A 15,435-nucleotide genomic window follows, 5' to 3' on the forward strand; every position below is an offset into this window, starting at 1 on the left:
CCGCTCCGCACCAAGGCTAGAAGTTGCTGCGGATCGTGAGCGTATAGGTCCGGCCGTCATAGTCGATGCGACGGGGCAGCATCGGGTCGTTCTCATATTCCGAGCGCGTCGCGTTCGTCAGGTTGAACGCGTCGATCGAGATCGAGAAATTCTTCATGATGTTGAGCGAAGCCGATGCGTCGAGCTGGCTGCGCGCCTTTACGGTGCGGGCGTCGCCGACGAAGCTGTTGCCCGCTGCCAGATCATATTTGCCGCGATGATTGAACACCACGCGCACGCCGAACAGCTTGGTTTCGTAATAGCCGATCAGGTTGATGTTGTGCTTGGCGACGCTGGGGAGCGTGATCGGATTGCCCTGGGCGTCCTTCCCGTCGATGTCGGTATAGGTGTAGTTCGCGGCGCCACCGAGATATTTCAGGAAGCCCGGCAGGAAATCTAGGTTCTGCTGCACCGAGACCTCGACGCCGCGCACCCGCATCGGCTTCTGGTTGGTAACGCCGCTCGCCGTCACGCGCGCGCCGGTCGGGCTGCCCACGATGTTGCAGTTGGTGCCGTCGTCCTGCAGCGCGCCCAGGCCGAAATCGATGCCGTTGTAGATGCCGTTGGCTGGGCACAGGACGCGGCGATCGGTGATCGGGCCGACATAGCCCTGGATGTCCTTCTGATAGACGGCGATCGCGAAGGCGCCGCCGGGGCGGTTGTACCATTCGAGCGACAGGTCGTAGCTGTCCGACGTATAGGGGCTGAGGTTCGTCGCCCCGATGATCACATTGTAGGCCGGTGTGCCGACGACCGCCGGATCGGGGATCTGCATCGTGGTCGTGGGCACATTGTCGCGCGGCTGCGGGCGGACATAGGTCTGGTAATAGGCACCGCGGAACACGAGGTTCTTGGCCAAATCCGCCGCGAACATCGCCGAGGGCAGCCAATAGTCGTAATTCTGTTTGTAGGTCCGCGTGCTCATGCTGTGGTTGATCGGCAGCGGCAGCAGCGACAGGCCCGCCAGGCAGTTGCGGCAGTCCAGCGCGTCGATCTTCTGCGTGGTCGCCTCGTAGCGCACGCCGGCATTGCCGCGGACGCGGATGCCGAACAGGTCTCCGTCGAACCTGGCCATGGCATAGGCCGACATCACCTTCTTGGTGTTGGTGAAGTTGTTGTTCCAGTAATTGGGATCCCAATAATTGTTCACCAGCCCATAGGGCGTGAGGAACACGCCATATTGTTCGCCCATGGCGAACTGGGGGGGCAGGCCGTTGGCGAACTGCGAAGGGCGCGTCGTCAGCACCACCGGCGTGATCGCGCCGAGCACCTGGTTCACGTCCATGCTGCGCCAGTTGCTGGTATAGCCGCCCGCCGTGCCGCCGAAGAAGTCGGCGACATAGGGGTTCACCTGCGACATCGCCGGCGTGACATTGGCGGTGACCGCGCCGATCGAAGTATTGCGCGAGCCGATCGAGCTATATTCGTTATGCTCGTAGCGCATGCCGACCTGGAAGCCGGAAAGGAAGCTGCCCGCGAAGCTGCGCTCGATATCGAGCTGCACCGCGTCGAGCGCGTTCCACGACTGGCCGTTGGTGCCGGTGACGCCGAAGCGATCGCCCAGCGTATTGGCCGGGGCGCCCGGCATCTGCGCGCCCGCCTGAGTCGCCTGGTTCGCCGGCGAGGCGAGCGGATAGCCGCCCGTCGGAATGTGCGAGGCATTGGGCGTGTTCAGGACGAACACCGCGTTCTGCAGGCTGGTGCCGCCGGTATAGACCGAGGCGGTGATCCCGTTCAGCCCCGCCGTGCCCAGATTGCGATACGGGTTCTGGATGATGTCGAACTCGATCTGATTGGCGAGCACCTGCGCGCGCGAGATCGTGCCCTGCGCCGTCACGCGCCATTGATCGTCCTTGAATTCGATCGTCGGGTTGATCGCCCAGGTCTTCTGCTTTGCCGGCTCCGAGCGGATCGAGTCGTAGGTCTGCAGATTCTCGGCGGTGAACTGGTTGATATAGGCGCGCGGCCCCGTCGGCGTCTGGACGACATAGGGTGTGCCCAGGCTGGTGAAATGCGCCACCGCCGAGCTGGCCGCCAGCGCGCCGGTGCCGTTGTTGCCCGCGGACGTGTCGATGTAGAGCAGGTGGTTGGTGCCCTGATCGAGGTTGCGCTCAGTGTAGAAGGCGGTCGCGCCGAACTTGAGCGTGTCGCTCGCCTGCCATTCATAACCGCCGGCACCGGTGAGCAGGTGCCCCTTGTTCAGGCGGGCGAACTGGCGGACCTGGGTAGGATAATAGACCCCGCCCGGATATTGCGCCATCAGCGCCTGATAGGTGGGATTGGAGGCCGGCACCGCCTGGTTGCCCACCTGGATCGAACCGAGCTTGTTCGCCCAGCTGTTCACCGAGATCGAGTCGCGGCGGAACTTCTCGTCCTTCCACGAGACCACACCGAACACCGCGAAATCGTCGGTGATGTGTGCATTGTAGCCGGCCGCGAGCGCCGGGCTGCCCAGATCGCCGAGATCGTTATACTCATAGGAGGCCTTGGCCCAGCCGCCCGCCTTGCGGCCGAGCGCCGGTGCGATCTTCAAGTCGACATTGCCCGAAAGCCCGCCGGCCAGGTTGGCCGCCGAAGGCGACTTGACCACCGTGATCGACGAGAAGATGTCGGAATTGAACGCGCCGAGCGGCGTCGACGAAGTGTTGGTCGCGCTCCCCAGGATCGGATCGGCGAAGCCGCCGCCGTTCAGCGTGGTGCGCGCGAACGAGCCCGGCAGGCCGCGCAGCGAGATCGTGGCGTTGCGCGAATCCGCCTCGCGGTTGATCTGCACGCCCGGGATGCGCTGTACTGCCTCGCCGACATTCAGGTCCGGAAACCGGCCAAGACCGTCGGACGAGATCGAATCGGTGATCTGATCGGATTCGCGCTTGATGTTGAGCGCGTCCGCATAGGCCCGGCGGAAACCGGTGACCACGATCTGGTCCGCGCTCTGCGGCACGGGCTCCTCGGTCTGTGGCGCGCTTGCCTGGGTATCGATGTTGGTATTCTGGGCGAACGCAGGCGCCGCCGTCAGGACGGCACAGATCGCCGTGCCAGCAAATAGAGTAGTCCGTCGCATGACTCTCCCTCCCCCTCTGTCACCCGGCTTGTTCTGTCGCCAGTCATGCTGGCCACCGGTGTCAGACCAATAAGGCCGATACGCGAACGAGTGTCAATAGAATGGTCAGGCCACATTGCATTATTGGTCGGGCAAGGCAGCCACTCCGAGCGGAAAGGCCCGGAAATCCGCAGGCGGCTGCGATGCGCGCACATCTGCGGGCTGCGTCCAGCTGCGCTTTCGGGTAGGGAAGAGCGTTCCCGGCGCCTGGCGCGACGGGAAACAGCCGCGCCCCCGCGCGCCGGGAGGCACGCGGGGGCGCGGGGGCGGGGGTTGGCAGTTCAGCCCTGGGGAGACTGCTGCCAACCTCCGCCAAGCGCGAGGAACAGAGTGACCGTCGCGTCGGAGAAGTCCGATTCGGCCTGGGCCAGGCTCAGCTCGTTCGTGGCGAGCGAACGCTCGGCATCGAGCACGGTCTGGAACGGTTCCGCGCCGGCACGGTAGCGCAGCCGCGCGATGCGGGCCGCCTCTACGTTCTGGTCGCGGCCGCGCCGCAGCGCCTCGACGCGCTGGCCCTGCGCCACATAGGCGGCCAGCGCCGTCTCGGTATCCCGCAGCGCCGTCAGCCAGGTGCCGTCGAACGTGGCGAGCGCAGCATCCGCCCCCGCTTCGGCCTGGGCGATGCGCGCCCGGGCGACGCTCATGTTCGGGAAGCTGAACGACAGCAGCGGCCCCACGCTGAAGCGGAAGCTCGAGCTGTTGAACATATCCTTGGGGGCCAGCGCAGTCGAACCGATCGAGCCGCCGATCGAGATGTTCGGATAGAGGTCCGCCGTGGCAACGCCGATCCGCGCCGACGCGGCCGCGAGCCGGCGCTCGGCGGCGCGGACATCGGCGCGGCGGGCGAGCAGCGTCGCCCCGTTGCCGACCGGTATGGCCTGCTTCACCACCGGTACCGTCTCGCAACCCGCCACGTCGGCCGGCGCCTCCGCCGGCGGCTTGCCGGTGAGCACGGCGAGACGGAACAGCGCGGCCTTGCGCTGCGCCTCATAGATGGGAACCTGCGCCCGGGTCTGCTCCAGCAGGGCCGCGCCCTGGCTGGTCTCCAGCCCGGTGCCGCGCCCGCCCGCCTCGAGCCGGCGCGTCAGGTCGAACGTGTCTTCCTGGAGCTTGAGCGTCTGCGAGGCGACCTTGAGCTGCTCGCCCGCGGCGCAGGCATCCGAATAGGCACGGATCGTCTCGGCCACCACCGTGACGCGGGCCAGGTCATAGGCGGCCTCGCTCGCCTGCAGATCGGCGCGGCCGGCCTGGATCGCGCGGGTGATCTTGCCGAACAGGTCGACCTGATAGCTCAGGTCGAGCCCGACATCATAGGTATCCCCTTCGAACGAAGAACCGGGAATGCCCAGCGACGCGCCCGGAACGCGGGCATGCGTCGCCTTGGACGTGACGTTGGTGGTCGGCAACCGCTGGGCCCGCGTCTCGCGCAGGCTCGCCCGCGCCTGGCGCAGGTTCGCCGCGGCGACTCGCAGATCGGTATTGGCCGCCAGCGCCTCGCCGACCAGCCGGTCGATCACCGGCGTGTCGAACAGCTTCCACCAGTCCGCCGGCGGCTCGTCCGCGACGAAGCCCGGCGCGCTCGCCTGGCTCAGATCGCCCTGGGCCGGCGCCTTGGGCGCGGGCGAGACATAGTTGGGGCCGACCACGCAGCCCGACAGCGTCAGGCCCGCGGCGATCAGGGTCAGGGTACGCTTCATTGCGCTTCTCCCGTCGCGGCGGCAGGCGTCTCCGGTGCCGGCAGGGTGGGCCCGTGATGCGCCACCTTCCCGCCGCCCAGCTTGCGCAGCAGCACGTAGAAGATCGGCGTGAAGATCAGGCCGAAGATGGTGACGCCGACCATGCCGAATGCCACCGCGGTGCCGAGCGACTGGCGCATCTCCTGGCCCGGACCGGTGGCGATCGCCAGCGGGATCACGCCGAAGATGAAGGCGAACGAAGTCATCAGGATCGGGCGAAGGCGGGAACGGGCGGCATGGACCGCGGCATCGAACCGGTTCATGCCCTCTTCCTCGCCCTGCTTGGCGAACTCGACGATCAGGATCGCGTTCTTGGCAGCGAGTGCAATCAGCACCACGAGGCCGACCTGAGTGAGGATGTTGTTGTCCATCCCCCGCAGGTTCACGCCGAGCAGCGCCGCCAGGATGCACATCGGCACGATCAGGATTACCGCGAGCGGCAGCGTCAGCGCTTCATACTGGGCGGCCAGCACGAGGAAGACGAACACCACCGCGAGCACGAAGATCAGCGCCGACGAGCTGCCGGCCGCCTTTTGCTGATAGGCGAGGCCGGTCCATTCATAGCCATAGCCCTGGGGCAGCACCTTGCTCGCCATCGCTTCCATCGCCGCGAGCGCATCGCCCGAGGATACGCCCGGTGCGGCGGCGCCCTGCAGCTCCACGGCGGGCAGCAGGTTGTAGCGCACCACGCGCGACGAACCGGAGTCGCGGTGGAAGCTGGCCACCGCCGAGATCGGCACCATCTGCCCGCTCGACGAGCGCACCTGCAGGCGGCCGATATCGCTGATGTCGTCGCGCGACGCCGGCTCGGCCTGCGCCGTCACGCGGAAGGTGCGGCCAAGCAGGTTGAAGTCGTTGACATAGGTCGAGCCGATATAGGTGCCGATCGCGTCGAACACCTGTTGCGGCTGGACGCCGAGGATCTGCGCCTTGTCGCGGTCGACATCGGCGCGGATGCGCGGATTGGCGGTGTTGAACAGCGAGAAGACCTGGGTGACCTTCGGCTCCTGCATCGCCGCGCCCATCATCGCGCCGGTTGCGCCTTCGAGCCCGCGCCAGCCGCCATTGGCCGCGCGATCCTCGATCATCATCACGAAGCCCGAACCGTTGCCGAGGCCCTGCACCGCCGGCGGCGAGATCATGAAGATGTTGGCGCCGCTGATCTGCCCGGCGATCGCACCGGTCAGCTGGCCGGCCAGCGCCTCCGCGCTCTGCTGCTTGCCGCGCTGCGACCAGTCCTTCAGCTTGATGAAGAACACGCCTGCGTTCGACGCCTGGCTGAAGCTCGCGCCGTCGAGGCCGGCAAAGGCCGCGCCGTCGATCACGCCGTCGGTCTTGGCGGCGATGGCATAGGCCTTGTCGACGACTTCGCTGGTGCGTTCGAGCGACGAGCCCGGCGGCAGCTGCACGACGCCGATCAGGAACCCCTGATCCTGCTCGGGAATGAAGCCCGTCGGCGTGGCGGTGAGGCGCCAGCCCGTCAATGCGAGCAGCCCCGCATAGATGAGCATCATGATCAGGCCCATGCGGATCAGCCGGCCGGTGACCCGGCCATAACGGTCCGACAGCCAGTCGAAGCCCTGGTTGAACTTCTCCGCGCCCACCTTGATCGGTCGCATCCAGCGCGGGCCGCTATCGGCGTCGATATGCTGGTGCGGCTTGAGCAGCAGCGCGGCGAGCGCCGGCGACAGCGTCAGCGAGACGAGCAGCGAGATCGCCGATGCCGCGGCGATCGTCACCGCGAACTGGCGGTAGAAGATGCCGGGGATTCCCCCGACCATCGCGGTCGGGATGAACACCGAGACGAGCACCAGGCCGATCGCGACCAGCGCGCCGGACACTTCCTTCATCGTCTGGTGCGCGGCGTCGCGCGGCGTCTTGCCTTCGCGGATATGCTTCTCGACCGCTTCGACCACGACGATCGCGTCGTCGACCACGATGCCAACGGCGAGCACGAGCGCGAAGAGCGACAGCGAGTTGATCGAATAGCCGAGCGCGAGCTGCACCGCGAAAGTGCCGACCAGCGCGATCGGGATGGCGACGATCGGGATCACCGCCGCCCGCCAGGTCTGGAGGAAGATCACGACCACCACGACGACCAGGACCACCGCTTCGAGCAGCGTGTGCTGCACGGCCTCCACCGACGCCGAGACATATTCGGTCGGGTTGTAGGGGATGGTGTACTGAAGGCCCTGGGGGAAGTCCTTCTTGAGCGTCTCCATCTCCTTGAGCACCAGGTCCGCCGCGTTGAGCGAATTGGCGCCCGGCTGCTGGACGATAGCGAGCGCGATGCCGCGCCGGCCGCCGAACGAGCCGCGGATCGAATAGTCCTGGCTGCCCAGCTCGATCCGCGCGACGTCGCCCAGCTTGGTGAGCGCGGCGCCGGTGGGATCGGACTTCACCGTGATGTTGGAGAATTGCTCGACCGTGGCGAGACGGCCGCGCACGTCCACCGGCACTTCGAACGAGGGATTGTCCTTGCCCGTCGGCGCCGAGCCGAGTGCGCCGCCCGCGGTCTGGACGTTCTGGGCCTGCAGCGCAGCGACGATCTCGGCCGAAGTCAGGTTGCGCGCCGCTGCCTTGTCCGGATCGATCCAGACGCGCATCGAGTAATTGCCACCGCCGAAGACCTGCACCGTGCCCACGCCCTCGAGGCGCAGCAGCCGGTCGCGGATCACCGTGTTGGCGTAATTGCCCATGTAATCGACGTCGAGGCTGTTGTCGGGCGAAGTCAGCGCCACGATCATCAGGAAGCCCGATTCCTGCTTGTTCACCGTCACGCCGATCTGGCGCACCTGCTCGGGCAGGCGCGGCACGGCCAGGTTGACGCGGTTCTGCACCAGCACCTGCGCGGCATCGAGATCGGTGCCCGGCTTGAAGGTGACGGTGACGGTCGCCTGCCCCTGGGTGGAGGACGAGCTCATGTAGAGCATGCCCTCGACGCCGTTGATCTCCTGCTCGAGCGGCGTCGAGACCGTCTCCGCGATCGTCTCCGGCGAGGCGCCGGCATAGAAGGCGCTCACCGCGATCGTCGGCGGCGCGATCTCGGGATATTGCGAGAGCGGCAGCAGCGGATAGCAGAAGGCGCCGATCAGCGTGATGAACACCGAGATCACCGCCGCGAAGATCGGCCGTTCGATGAAGAAGCTCGAGAAGCCGCTGCGCACGGGCGCCTCGGGCGGCAAAGCCTGGGGTTCGCTCATTGCCTCGATCCTCAGCGGTTGCCGGCGGGCAGCGCGGTGCCGGCGGGCTGATCGGACGGAGGCGCAGCGGCGGGCGCCGGCGCTTCGGTGATCTTGCCCGGCTGCGGCGTGACCTTCACGCCCGGGCGGGCGCGCTGGGTGCCATCGATCACCACCCGGTCATCCTTGGTCAGGCCCGAACGGATCACGCGCAGATTGCCGCGGAGCGGCCCGGTCTGCACCGGCCGCGCCGTCACCGTGTTGCTCTTGTCGACGACGAAGACGATCTGGCGCGCCGCATCGGCCATCACTGCCGTGTCGGGCACCAGCAGCGCCGGATAGGGCTTGCTCGCCTCGAGCCGGGCCGAACCGAACATGCCGGGCTTCAGGAAGCCGCCCGGATTGGCGATGACCGCGCGGGCGCGGATCGTGCCGGCGCCGGCATCGAGCGCGTTGTCGACAAAGTCGAGCGCGCCCGTATGCGCATAGTCGTTCTCGTCGGAGAGCTTGACCTTGATCGCCGTGCCGTTCTGGGCGCCGGTGCCCTGGCGCTGATATTTCAGCAGCAGCGCTTCCGAACCCTGGAAGACGAAATACAGCGGATCGACCGAGACGATCGTGGTCAGCGCCGTCTGGTCGGCGGTGACCGAATTGCCCACATCCACCTTGCGCGCCGAAATCCGGCCGGTCAGCGGCGCGACGACACGCGTGAAGCCGAGGTCGAGCTGGCGCGCGCGCAGATTGGCCTCCGCGGCGGCAACCTGCGCCGCGCCCGAACGCAGCGCGGCGCGGCGCTGCTCCAGCTCTTCCTGGCTGGCGGCGCGCTGGGCGACCAGCGCCTCGGAACGGGCATATTCGGTCTGCGCGTTGGCGAGCGTCGCCTTGGCCTGGGTGACCTGCGCCGCAGCCTGGGCGACGGCGGCCTGGGCCGGGCGTGAATCGATGGTGAAGAGCAGCTGGCCCTTGTGGACGAACTGGCCGTCCTTGAACCACACGCCCTGCAGATAGCCCGAGGCGCGCGGGCGCACCTCGACGGTCTGGATCGCCTCGAAGCGGCCGACTGTAGGTTTTCCTGAAATGGTGGACGGCATCTGCCCGGCGGCACGCTCCCGAAATAGCGGATTTGCACCTAAATTGGTGGACGTCAGAGTTTTTGCCTCACGCTCGACCTGCCATCTGCCTCAGTCGGCGCTCATGGGATCAGATGTAGTGCCGGAACGGCAGCGGCGGTGCGGTAACGGTATGTGGCGACGCCATCAGGATCTCACCTACCCGATCGGCGGACTTGAGCGTCACGGGCAGGGCGCTCGCGAAATCGCAGGCGTTATAGTTGACCTTGGTGAGCGCAAGGATGTCACCGAGCACCTCTACGATGTCCCCTTCGCCATGCGTCACGTCGACGGTGAGCGGCTTGGGGGTCTCGAACCCTTGATACCCTGCCAGCCGAGGCACGAACCCCCGCGCCCAAAGGTAACCTGACCAGTCACCCACGGTGAGGGCCGTGCCGCGGAGGACGGGTGTCGACGCAGAGGGACGGAACAGCCGAACATCATCGAGCTGCTTGATCCTGACTCCTACCAGCTGTGTTTCGGTGGGCACTGCGCTGCAAAAGCCGTCCCACTCATCGTTGGAAAAGCGGTGACGCCCATGAATGAATAGCTGGTTGGGTGGCTTGCCGTGCTTGAGCTTATAGCCCTCGACCACCGAGGTCATCAAATTCGCCGCCGCGCTCCTCGACAGGTGATATTCCTTGCGCTCGTCGGAGTACCAAGGGCCAAGGGCGCCGCGAAATACGAGACCGTCGCCTGAGTTGAGGAACATCTGCGCGGCGCAACAGGCCTCGCCCGTTGCCGCAGGCGTGTCGTCGTTCTTGAACACCAGTCCGACGTAGCAAACACCAGGGCGGACATGGGCCAGCGCCCACGGCTTGGCGTCCATCTTGAAGTAGAGCGTGGTGCAGAAGTTCCAGGCAACCGTGGCCTCGTCCTGGAGGCCGCGCCGGCGGTCGTTGGTGATGTTGAGGTTGCGGTCGACCAGCGTGCTTTCGAGGATCAGCTGGAGGACGACGCCGTCCTGCAGCAACTCGGCTTTCAACTGGTGGTGAAAATTGCTCGAGAACAGGTAGGTTTCGGCATCCCGCACCGTGTCTGGGAACAGGTCGCCCCCCATCTGGAAGAAGCGTTTGGCGTCCTTGAAGCTCGTGATGTCGGAGGGGGTGCGCTCGTCTTTGGGCGGTGGTGCGACCTGGGGGCGTCCATAGCGATAGACGACGTCCGGAACGACAACGAGCCAGACGTCGGGACGGCGCTCCTCGGCGCGGATGTGCGCGCGGATCGCGTTGGCGAACAGCAGTACCGTGGAACGAACCGCGTCGGCGCGATTGTTCTTCTTGATGCAGTGATCGATGTCGCCGCTCTTGACCGCTAGCTCGACCATGCCGCGGGTCGGCAGCGCGATGCCGAAGCAGGCCTCGAAGCCTGGCCATGCGGGTGCCCATAGGACGGGCTTGCCCTTCGCATCAACTTTGCCGGGTATATGCAGGCTGATCCGCTCTAACCAGCGGCGGGATAGGCCGACGCCGCTCTCCGTCCCGATGACGCCCAAACGCACCTGGGAGCGGCCATCTGGACCTTCGAGCGGCCCAAAGAGGAAGAGCCCATCTTTTGGCGCTTCCATCTGCTGCCCGTGACCGAACTCGAGCAAAGGCTCGGCGATGCGGTGCGTGAGGATGCTCATGCGTCGGCCTCCTCCGGTATCTCATCCCGGTCGAAGGCCGTTTCGAAGTCCTCTGACAGGGTTATCTGGCCTGCCTCGTCTTCCTCGGCTCGGCGGTCTTCTTCCGCGGCGAAGCTGACCGGAAAGTCGAAGCTCATCGGTAAGCTAGCGACGGTGAGGCGCTCACCGGACGCGGCAATGTCTAGTGCCGCTTCACCTTCGGCAAGCCAGCCCATCGCGGCGAGCAGCATGTCGCGCCATTTGTCGTTGAACCAAGACCGCGTGAGGCGCAATCGGATGCGCTGCAGCTGTTCACCCGGAAGCGGGGTTCGGCCATCGGTCGTCACCGCGACATTGGCATGGACCCGGAAGAGAGCATCCGGCCAGAGCTTGGGTTGAGCAACAAGGCACAGATGCCAGCGCCGATCCTTGAACTTGCCGCTCAGGACCCGGTCGACCCGATGTCCATCGCTCAGCGTCAGCTTTACCCTTCCGTCTATGAGACCGTCGGGGAAGAAGCGGCCGCGGGCGCCCGAGGCGAAATCGACAGGAAGTAGCCCGAGACGATGCATGGCCAGGTCCCAATGCTGGCGCATCAGGTTGACGGCGATCCGCCGCGCGTTGGAACGCTCACCGAAGTGGCGGCTATATGTACCGTCGATCACGCCGTTGAAAGGCAGGCTAGCGCGTGCCTTCAACGGCGGCGCGCCATTGTCGAGACGCTCGATCGCATCGGGTCCGCAGAAGGCGATAGCGCCTCCCTCGTGAAGGACGTGGGGAGCCTTGGTGAACTGGCTCCACGCTTCCAGCTGCGCAGTCGTTCCCTTAGCCTCCAGGATCCAGACGTCAGGCCTCGCCCGGAGTTCGAACCAGTTGCTGTAAAGCGTCTCAGGATTTGGAGTGACCAGCTTTCGACCGTCCTCTTGGGCAGCGACGATCATCGCAAGCTGCTCGGCGTCCAGATGCTCAACCTTCGGCACCCGTGAGGTGTCGAGCGTCTCGAACAGGGGCTGAAGGCAGGCTGCCCAGTTAGGGAACGCATTGTGTGCGTTCTGGCGGATGATCTCTGTGGGGAATTCGCCGAAGTCCACGTCGGCGATCCGGATTGGGACCATGAACTCCGGGTCGCTGAGCTTGCGACGCATGACGTCGCCGAGGGCGAGTTCCTTCTTTACGCCTTGCTTGCCGATGTGCTCGGACACGACGACGATCTGCTTGATCGCCTCGTGCCGCAGCACGTGCTCGATCTTGTCCCAGAAATCGTCGCCACCCCGAAGCGCGCGAACGTCGACCCAGACCTTGTATCCGGCCGTGGTGAGGCGCCCGGCAAGCCACCGGGCGAAGCGATTGTCCTCAGGATTGGCGTGCGTGATCAAAATTGTGTCGCGCACCGGTGTCGGAGCGGTAGTCATGGGAGTTCCCGCCTGCAGAGTGCCGTACCTAAAAGCAAGAATGTGCGACTACTCTGCCAGAGGGCGCACGTTGGTGATGGTGATGCCTACCTCGGCGCTCGCAAGTGGCCCGTCCGTTGTGAGCATCTCGGCTTGCAGGTCGATCGCCAAGGCAAGGCATGCCCGGTCGCCGAGAGACAGACCGAGCGCCTTCGTCGCTGGCCGGAGGTCGCCTACTATGAGCGCCTGGGCAGGAGTGAGCGGCCGGACATCGAGGTGCAGCCCGCCAAGCGCCTCACGCACCTCGTCGAGCGGCAATCCTCGGTCCCTTAGCTTGGAAACGACCTCTGCGAGGTTGGCCGTTCCGATGATGCTGCGGGTCAGGACGTCGACTACCCGATCCGCCCCGGCTTCATCGTTTAAAAGGCAGAGCAGGGCGGAGGCGTCGAGTACGACTTTGCTACTCACGCTCCGCCTCACGCCGACGCTCCGCGATCAGCTCGTCAGCCAAGCCGACGCCTTCGGGCACATACTTGCGCAGGATCGCGCGAGCACGCTCAAGTGCCTTAGGTACGGAACGTACCCGCAACTCGCCATCGTCCACATCGACGAGAACGGTGTCACCCGTAGTGATCCCGAGCTCACGGCGCATTGCCGCCGGGATCACGAGCTTACCGCCGTCCACGATCTTGACCCTCTGTGCTTCCATCTGCACCAAACCCGCTGATCCGACCTGTCCAACGGCCTTATACCGGAGAGCAAAATCGGACGCCAGCGTGGAGACAGGGACCAATGCACGCCCGATCACCGAAATAGCGTTCATCGATGATGGAGCAGCTACTTAGACCCGGTCCGCTTAGCTAGGCTACGTAGGACCGGGAATTGCCTTTCTGAGCCGCCTGCTGCATGACTGGCTCACAAGGGTATACCCGGTGGAGCCACTATGACGATCCCTATTCGTGCTGCGCGAGTGTACTTGCGTGTCAGCACCGAGGAGCAGGACCTCGAACGCCAGGAGGCGATCGTCGCGGGCGCGCAAGCGGCAGGCTATTATGTGGCGGCGGTGTATCGCGAGAAGGCGTCGGGAGCGCGGCCCGATCGGCCGGAGCTGATCCGCATGATTGGAGATTTGCAATTGGGCGAAGTGGTACTGGCCGAGAAGATTGATCGGATTAGCCGTCTGCCCCTGCCCGACGCAGAGGCGCTCGTGGCGACGATCCGTGCCAAGGGCGCTCGTCTGGCAATCCCTGGCATAATCGATCTATCCGAACTCGTCGCTGACAGCGCGGGTGTGGCGCGTATCGTGCTCGAAGCGGTGCAGGATATGCTGCTGCGCGTCGCTCTCCAGACCGCGCGCGACGACTACGAGACTCGGCGCGAGCGCCAGCGCGAGGGGATCGAGATCGCCAAGCGGGCAGGGCGGTACAATGGCCGGAAGCCGGACACGGCTCTTCATAAGCGCATCGTCGGTCTACGCGAGGCGGGCATGAGCATCGCGCGAACGGCCGAACTCGCGGGGTGCAGCATCGCGCAGGTAAAGAGGGTGACGGCCCTGCACCGGGCGAAGTCTATGTTTGATCGGCAGACTGAGGCGCCGGCAAATTAGTCCAACGGCAGCTCTCGACCCAAAGGCAAACGTAGCCGAGGCAAGTTGCCGGTCTTGGAAGCTGACATTCTGAACCGGGGTTCTGACACACGCAAACCCCTAGAAAACCGTGGTCGCGTCTGCAGCATCAAAACCGACCGGGCCTGTTGAAAAATGCCGGACATGCTGGGTTGCTCCTTCGTTTCATGGCTGCCGAAAGGAGCGTCGCTATGATGGGACCAGCCTGTCGCGGTAAGCGGGACGGGGCGTCCCGCCGCACCATAGAAGCCATGTTGCCCACAGACCACCTGCTGCGTCGCGTCGATCGATGTCTCGACATCGGCGAGTTGAGACAGGCACTGGCCGGTCACTACAGCGCAAGGGGACGGCCATCGATCGATCCCGAACTCCTCATCCGCATGGCCTTGGTCGGCCGCATTTACGCGATCACGTCCGAACGGCGCCTGTGTGAGGAGCTGCGCTACAATCTGGCCTATCGCTGGTTCTGCCGTCTCGCGCCGGGAGACAAGGTTCCGCACCACTCGACGTTCAGCAAGAACCGGCACGGTCGTTTCCGCGATGCCGACGTGTTCCGGATCCTGTTCGAAAGCACGGTCCGACGCTGCATCAGTGAAGGACTGATTGGCGGAAAAGACGCCGCGATCGATGCATCGTTCATAGCGGCTGATGCGAGCTGGCAGCGCAAGACCGTTCCTGGCTACCTGCCGTATGTCGCCAACGCGTCGCGCGCGGTTAGGGAGTGGGTGCACGACACAAGAGATGCCGTCTTTGAAATGGCGCGCTCGAAAAGCTGCCAAGGCGTCTCTCGAACGGATCCTGCCGCGGCTTGGTCGGCGCGAACGGTGCGTGGCCGGTTCGGCTACGCCCTGAATGCGCTGGTCGACACCCCGAGTGGCGTCGCTCTCGATGTGAAGGCGACACCGGCTCGGTTCGCGGAGGAAGTTGATGCGGGGCGCGTCATGCTCGAGCGATCGGCCGATCGCTTTGATTATCGTCCCAAGCGGGTTGCGGCCGACAAAGCCTATGGCAGCGCCAACTTCCTCGGCTTCGTAAGGGATCACGGCGCAATCCCGCACATTCCGGTAATCGACCGTACGCAACAGACCAAGGGCAAGCTGCCGCGAACGGCCTTCAGCTATGATCGTGACATTGACAGCTTTACCTGTCCGACCGGAAAGCCGCTCCGACATCATGCCTTCCATCTGCCCACCGGCGTACACCGTTATGCAGCCGATGCGCGTGACTGCGAGGCGTGCGTGCTTCGGAAGAAATGCACGACGGCGCGGCGTCGTACCCTGGTTCGGCTGGACGATGAGGACGTCCGCGATCTTGCCAGAGCCGAAGTGGAAACCGGGCTCTACAAGCGGTCTATGCGGTTGCGGCGCGGGGTTGAACGGTTCTTCGCTGACGCCAAGGGTAAGCATGGCATGAGGCGGCTTCACCTGCGCGGTATCCGCGGAGCGGAAGAGGAGTTCCTGATCGGCGCGGCGGTGATGAACCTGATGATCCTTGCGCGATCGAACCGACTGAACGGCAAGCCGCGTCGGGGGGTGTGCGTCCCCGCGGCCCTGACTCCGGCTGAAATCTCGGCCCGGTCGATTGAACACGACGTGATCGCCTCGCCTGCTCGACGATATGCCTGATCGCTGAGGCGCGGCGTGATCTA

General features: G+C 65.3%; 10 protein-coding genes. 2 read left to right on the forward strand and 8 right to left on the reverse strand.

All coding sequences use genetic code 11. From position 1 onward, the window contains the following. Positions 1–16 precede the first annotated feature (16 nt). The 8 genes from FFS08_RS14110 to FFS08_RS14145 all read right to left on the reverse strand — a co-directional run bounded on the left by FFS08_RS14110 (position 17) and on the right by FFS08_RS14145 (position 12,986). Positions 17–3,100, reverse strand: coding sequence for a TonB-dependent receptor (locus FFS08_RS14110; RefSeq protein WP_137862513.1), 3,084 nt, complete (start codon positions 3,098–3,100; stop codon positions 17–19). Between the two features lie 320 nt (positions 3,101–3,420). Then, complete coding sequence (locus FFS08_RS14115; RefSeq protein WP_137862512.1) at positions 3,421–4,836, reverse strand: efflux transporter outer membrane subunit; 1,416 nt, start codon at positions 4,834–4,836, stop codon at positions 3,421–3,423. Next, positions 4,833–8,078, reverse strand: a complete 3,246-nt coding sequence (locus tag FFS08_RS14120; RefSeq protein WP_137862511.1) for an efflux RND transporter permease subunit — start codon at positions 8,076–8,078, stop codon at positions 4,833–4,835. The genes FFS08_RS14115 and FFS08_RS14120 overlap by 4 nt, the downstream gene beginning before the upstream one ends. Positions 8,079–8,089: 11 nt before the next feature. Further along, the gene (locus FFS08_RS14125; RefSeq protein ID WP_137862510.1) at positions 8,090–9,148 is read right to left on the reverse strand and encodes an efflux RND transporter periplasmic adaptor subunit; all 1,059 of its coding nucleotides are present in this window, start codon (positions 9,146–9,148) and stop codon (positions 8,090–8,092) included. Positions 9,149–9,257: 109 nt separating this feature from the next. Then, positions 9,258–10,793 (reverse strand): argonaute/piwi family protein, encoded by a 1,536-nt coding sequence (locus FFS08_RS14130; RefSeq protein WP_137862509.1) that lies wholly within the window; start codon positions 10,791–10,793, stop codon positions 9,258–9,260. Next, on the reverse strand, positions 10,790–12,184 hold the full coding sequence (locus FFS08_RS14135) for a toll/interleukin-1 receptor domain-containing protein (RefSeq protein WP_137862508.1): 1,395 nt from the start codon (positions 12,182–12,184) through the stop codon (positions 10,790–10,792). The genes FFS08_RS14130 and FFS08_RS14135 overlap by 4 nt, the downstream gene beginning before the upstream one ends. Before the next feature lie 48 nt (positions 12,185–12,232). Further along, complete coding sequence (locus FFS08_RS14140) at positions 12,233–12,631, reverse strand: type II toxin-antitoxin system VapC family toxin (RefSeq protein ID WP_137862507.1); 399 nt, start codon at positions 12,629–12,631, stop codon at positions 12,233–12,235. Then, positions 12,624–12,986, reverse strand: a complete 363-nt coding sequence (locus tag FFS08_RS14145; protein WP_208413793.1) for an AbrB/MazE/SpoVT family DNA-binding domain-containing protein — start codon at positions 12,984–12,986, stop codon at positions 12,624–12,626. Before FFS08_RS14145 ends, FFS08_RS14140 begins: the two co-directional genes overlap by 8 nt. A gap of 120 nt (positions 12,987–13,106) precedes the next feature. Between FFS08_RS14145 and FFS08_RS14150 the strand changes: the two genes are divergently transcribed. Continuing rightward, entirely contained in the window at positions 13,107–13,769 is a 663-nt protein-coding gene (locus tag FFS08_RS14150) for a recombinase family protein (protein WP_171012613.1), read from the forward strand. A 269-nt stretch (positions 13,770–14,038) separates the two neighbouring features. Continuing rightward, the gene (locus tag FFS08_RS14155) at positions 14,039–15,412 is read left to right on the forward strand and encodes a transposase (protein ID WP_066489957.1); all 1,374 of its coding nucleotides are present in this window, start codon (positions 14,039–14,041) and stop codon (positions 15,410–15,412) included. Positions 15,413–15,435 lie beyond the last annotated feature (23 nt).

The organism is Sphingomonas sp. 1F27F7B, from assembly GCF_005503355.1.
Classification (GTDB): domain Bacteria; phylum Pseudomonadota; class Alphaproteobacteria; order Sphingomonadales; family Sphingomonadaceae; genus Sphingomonas.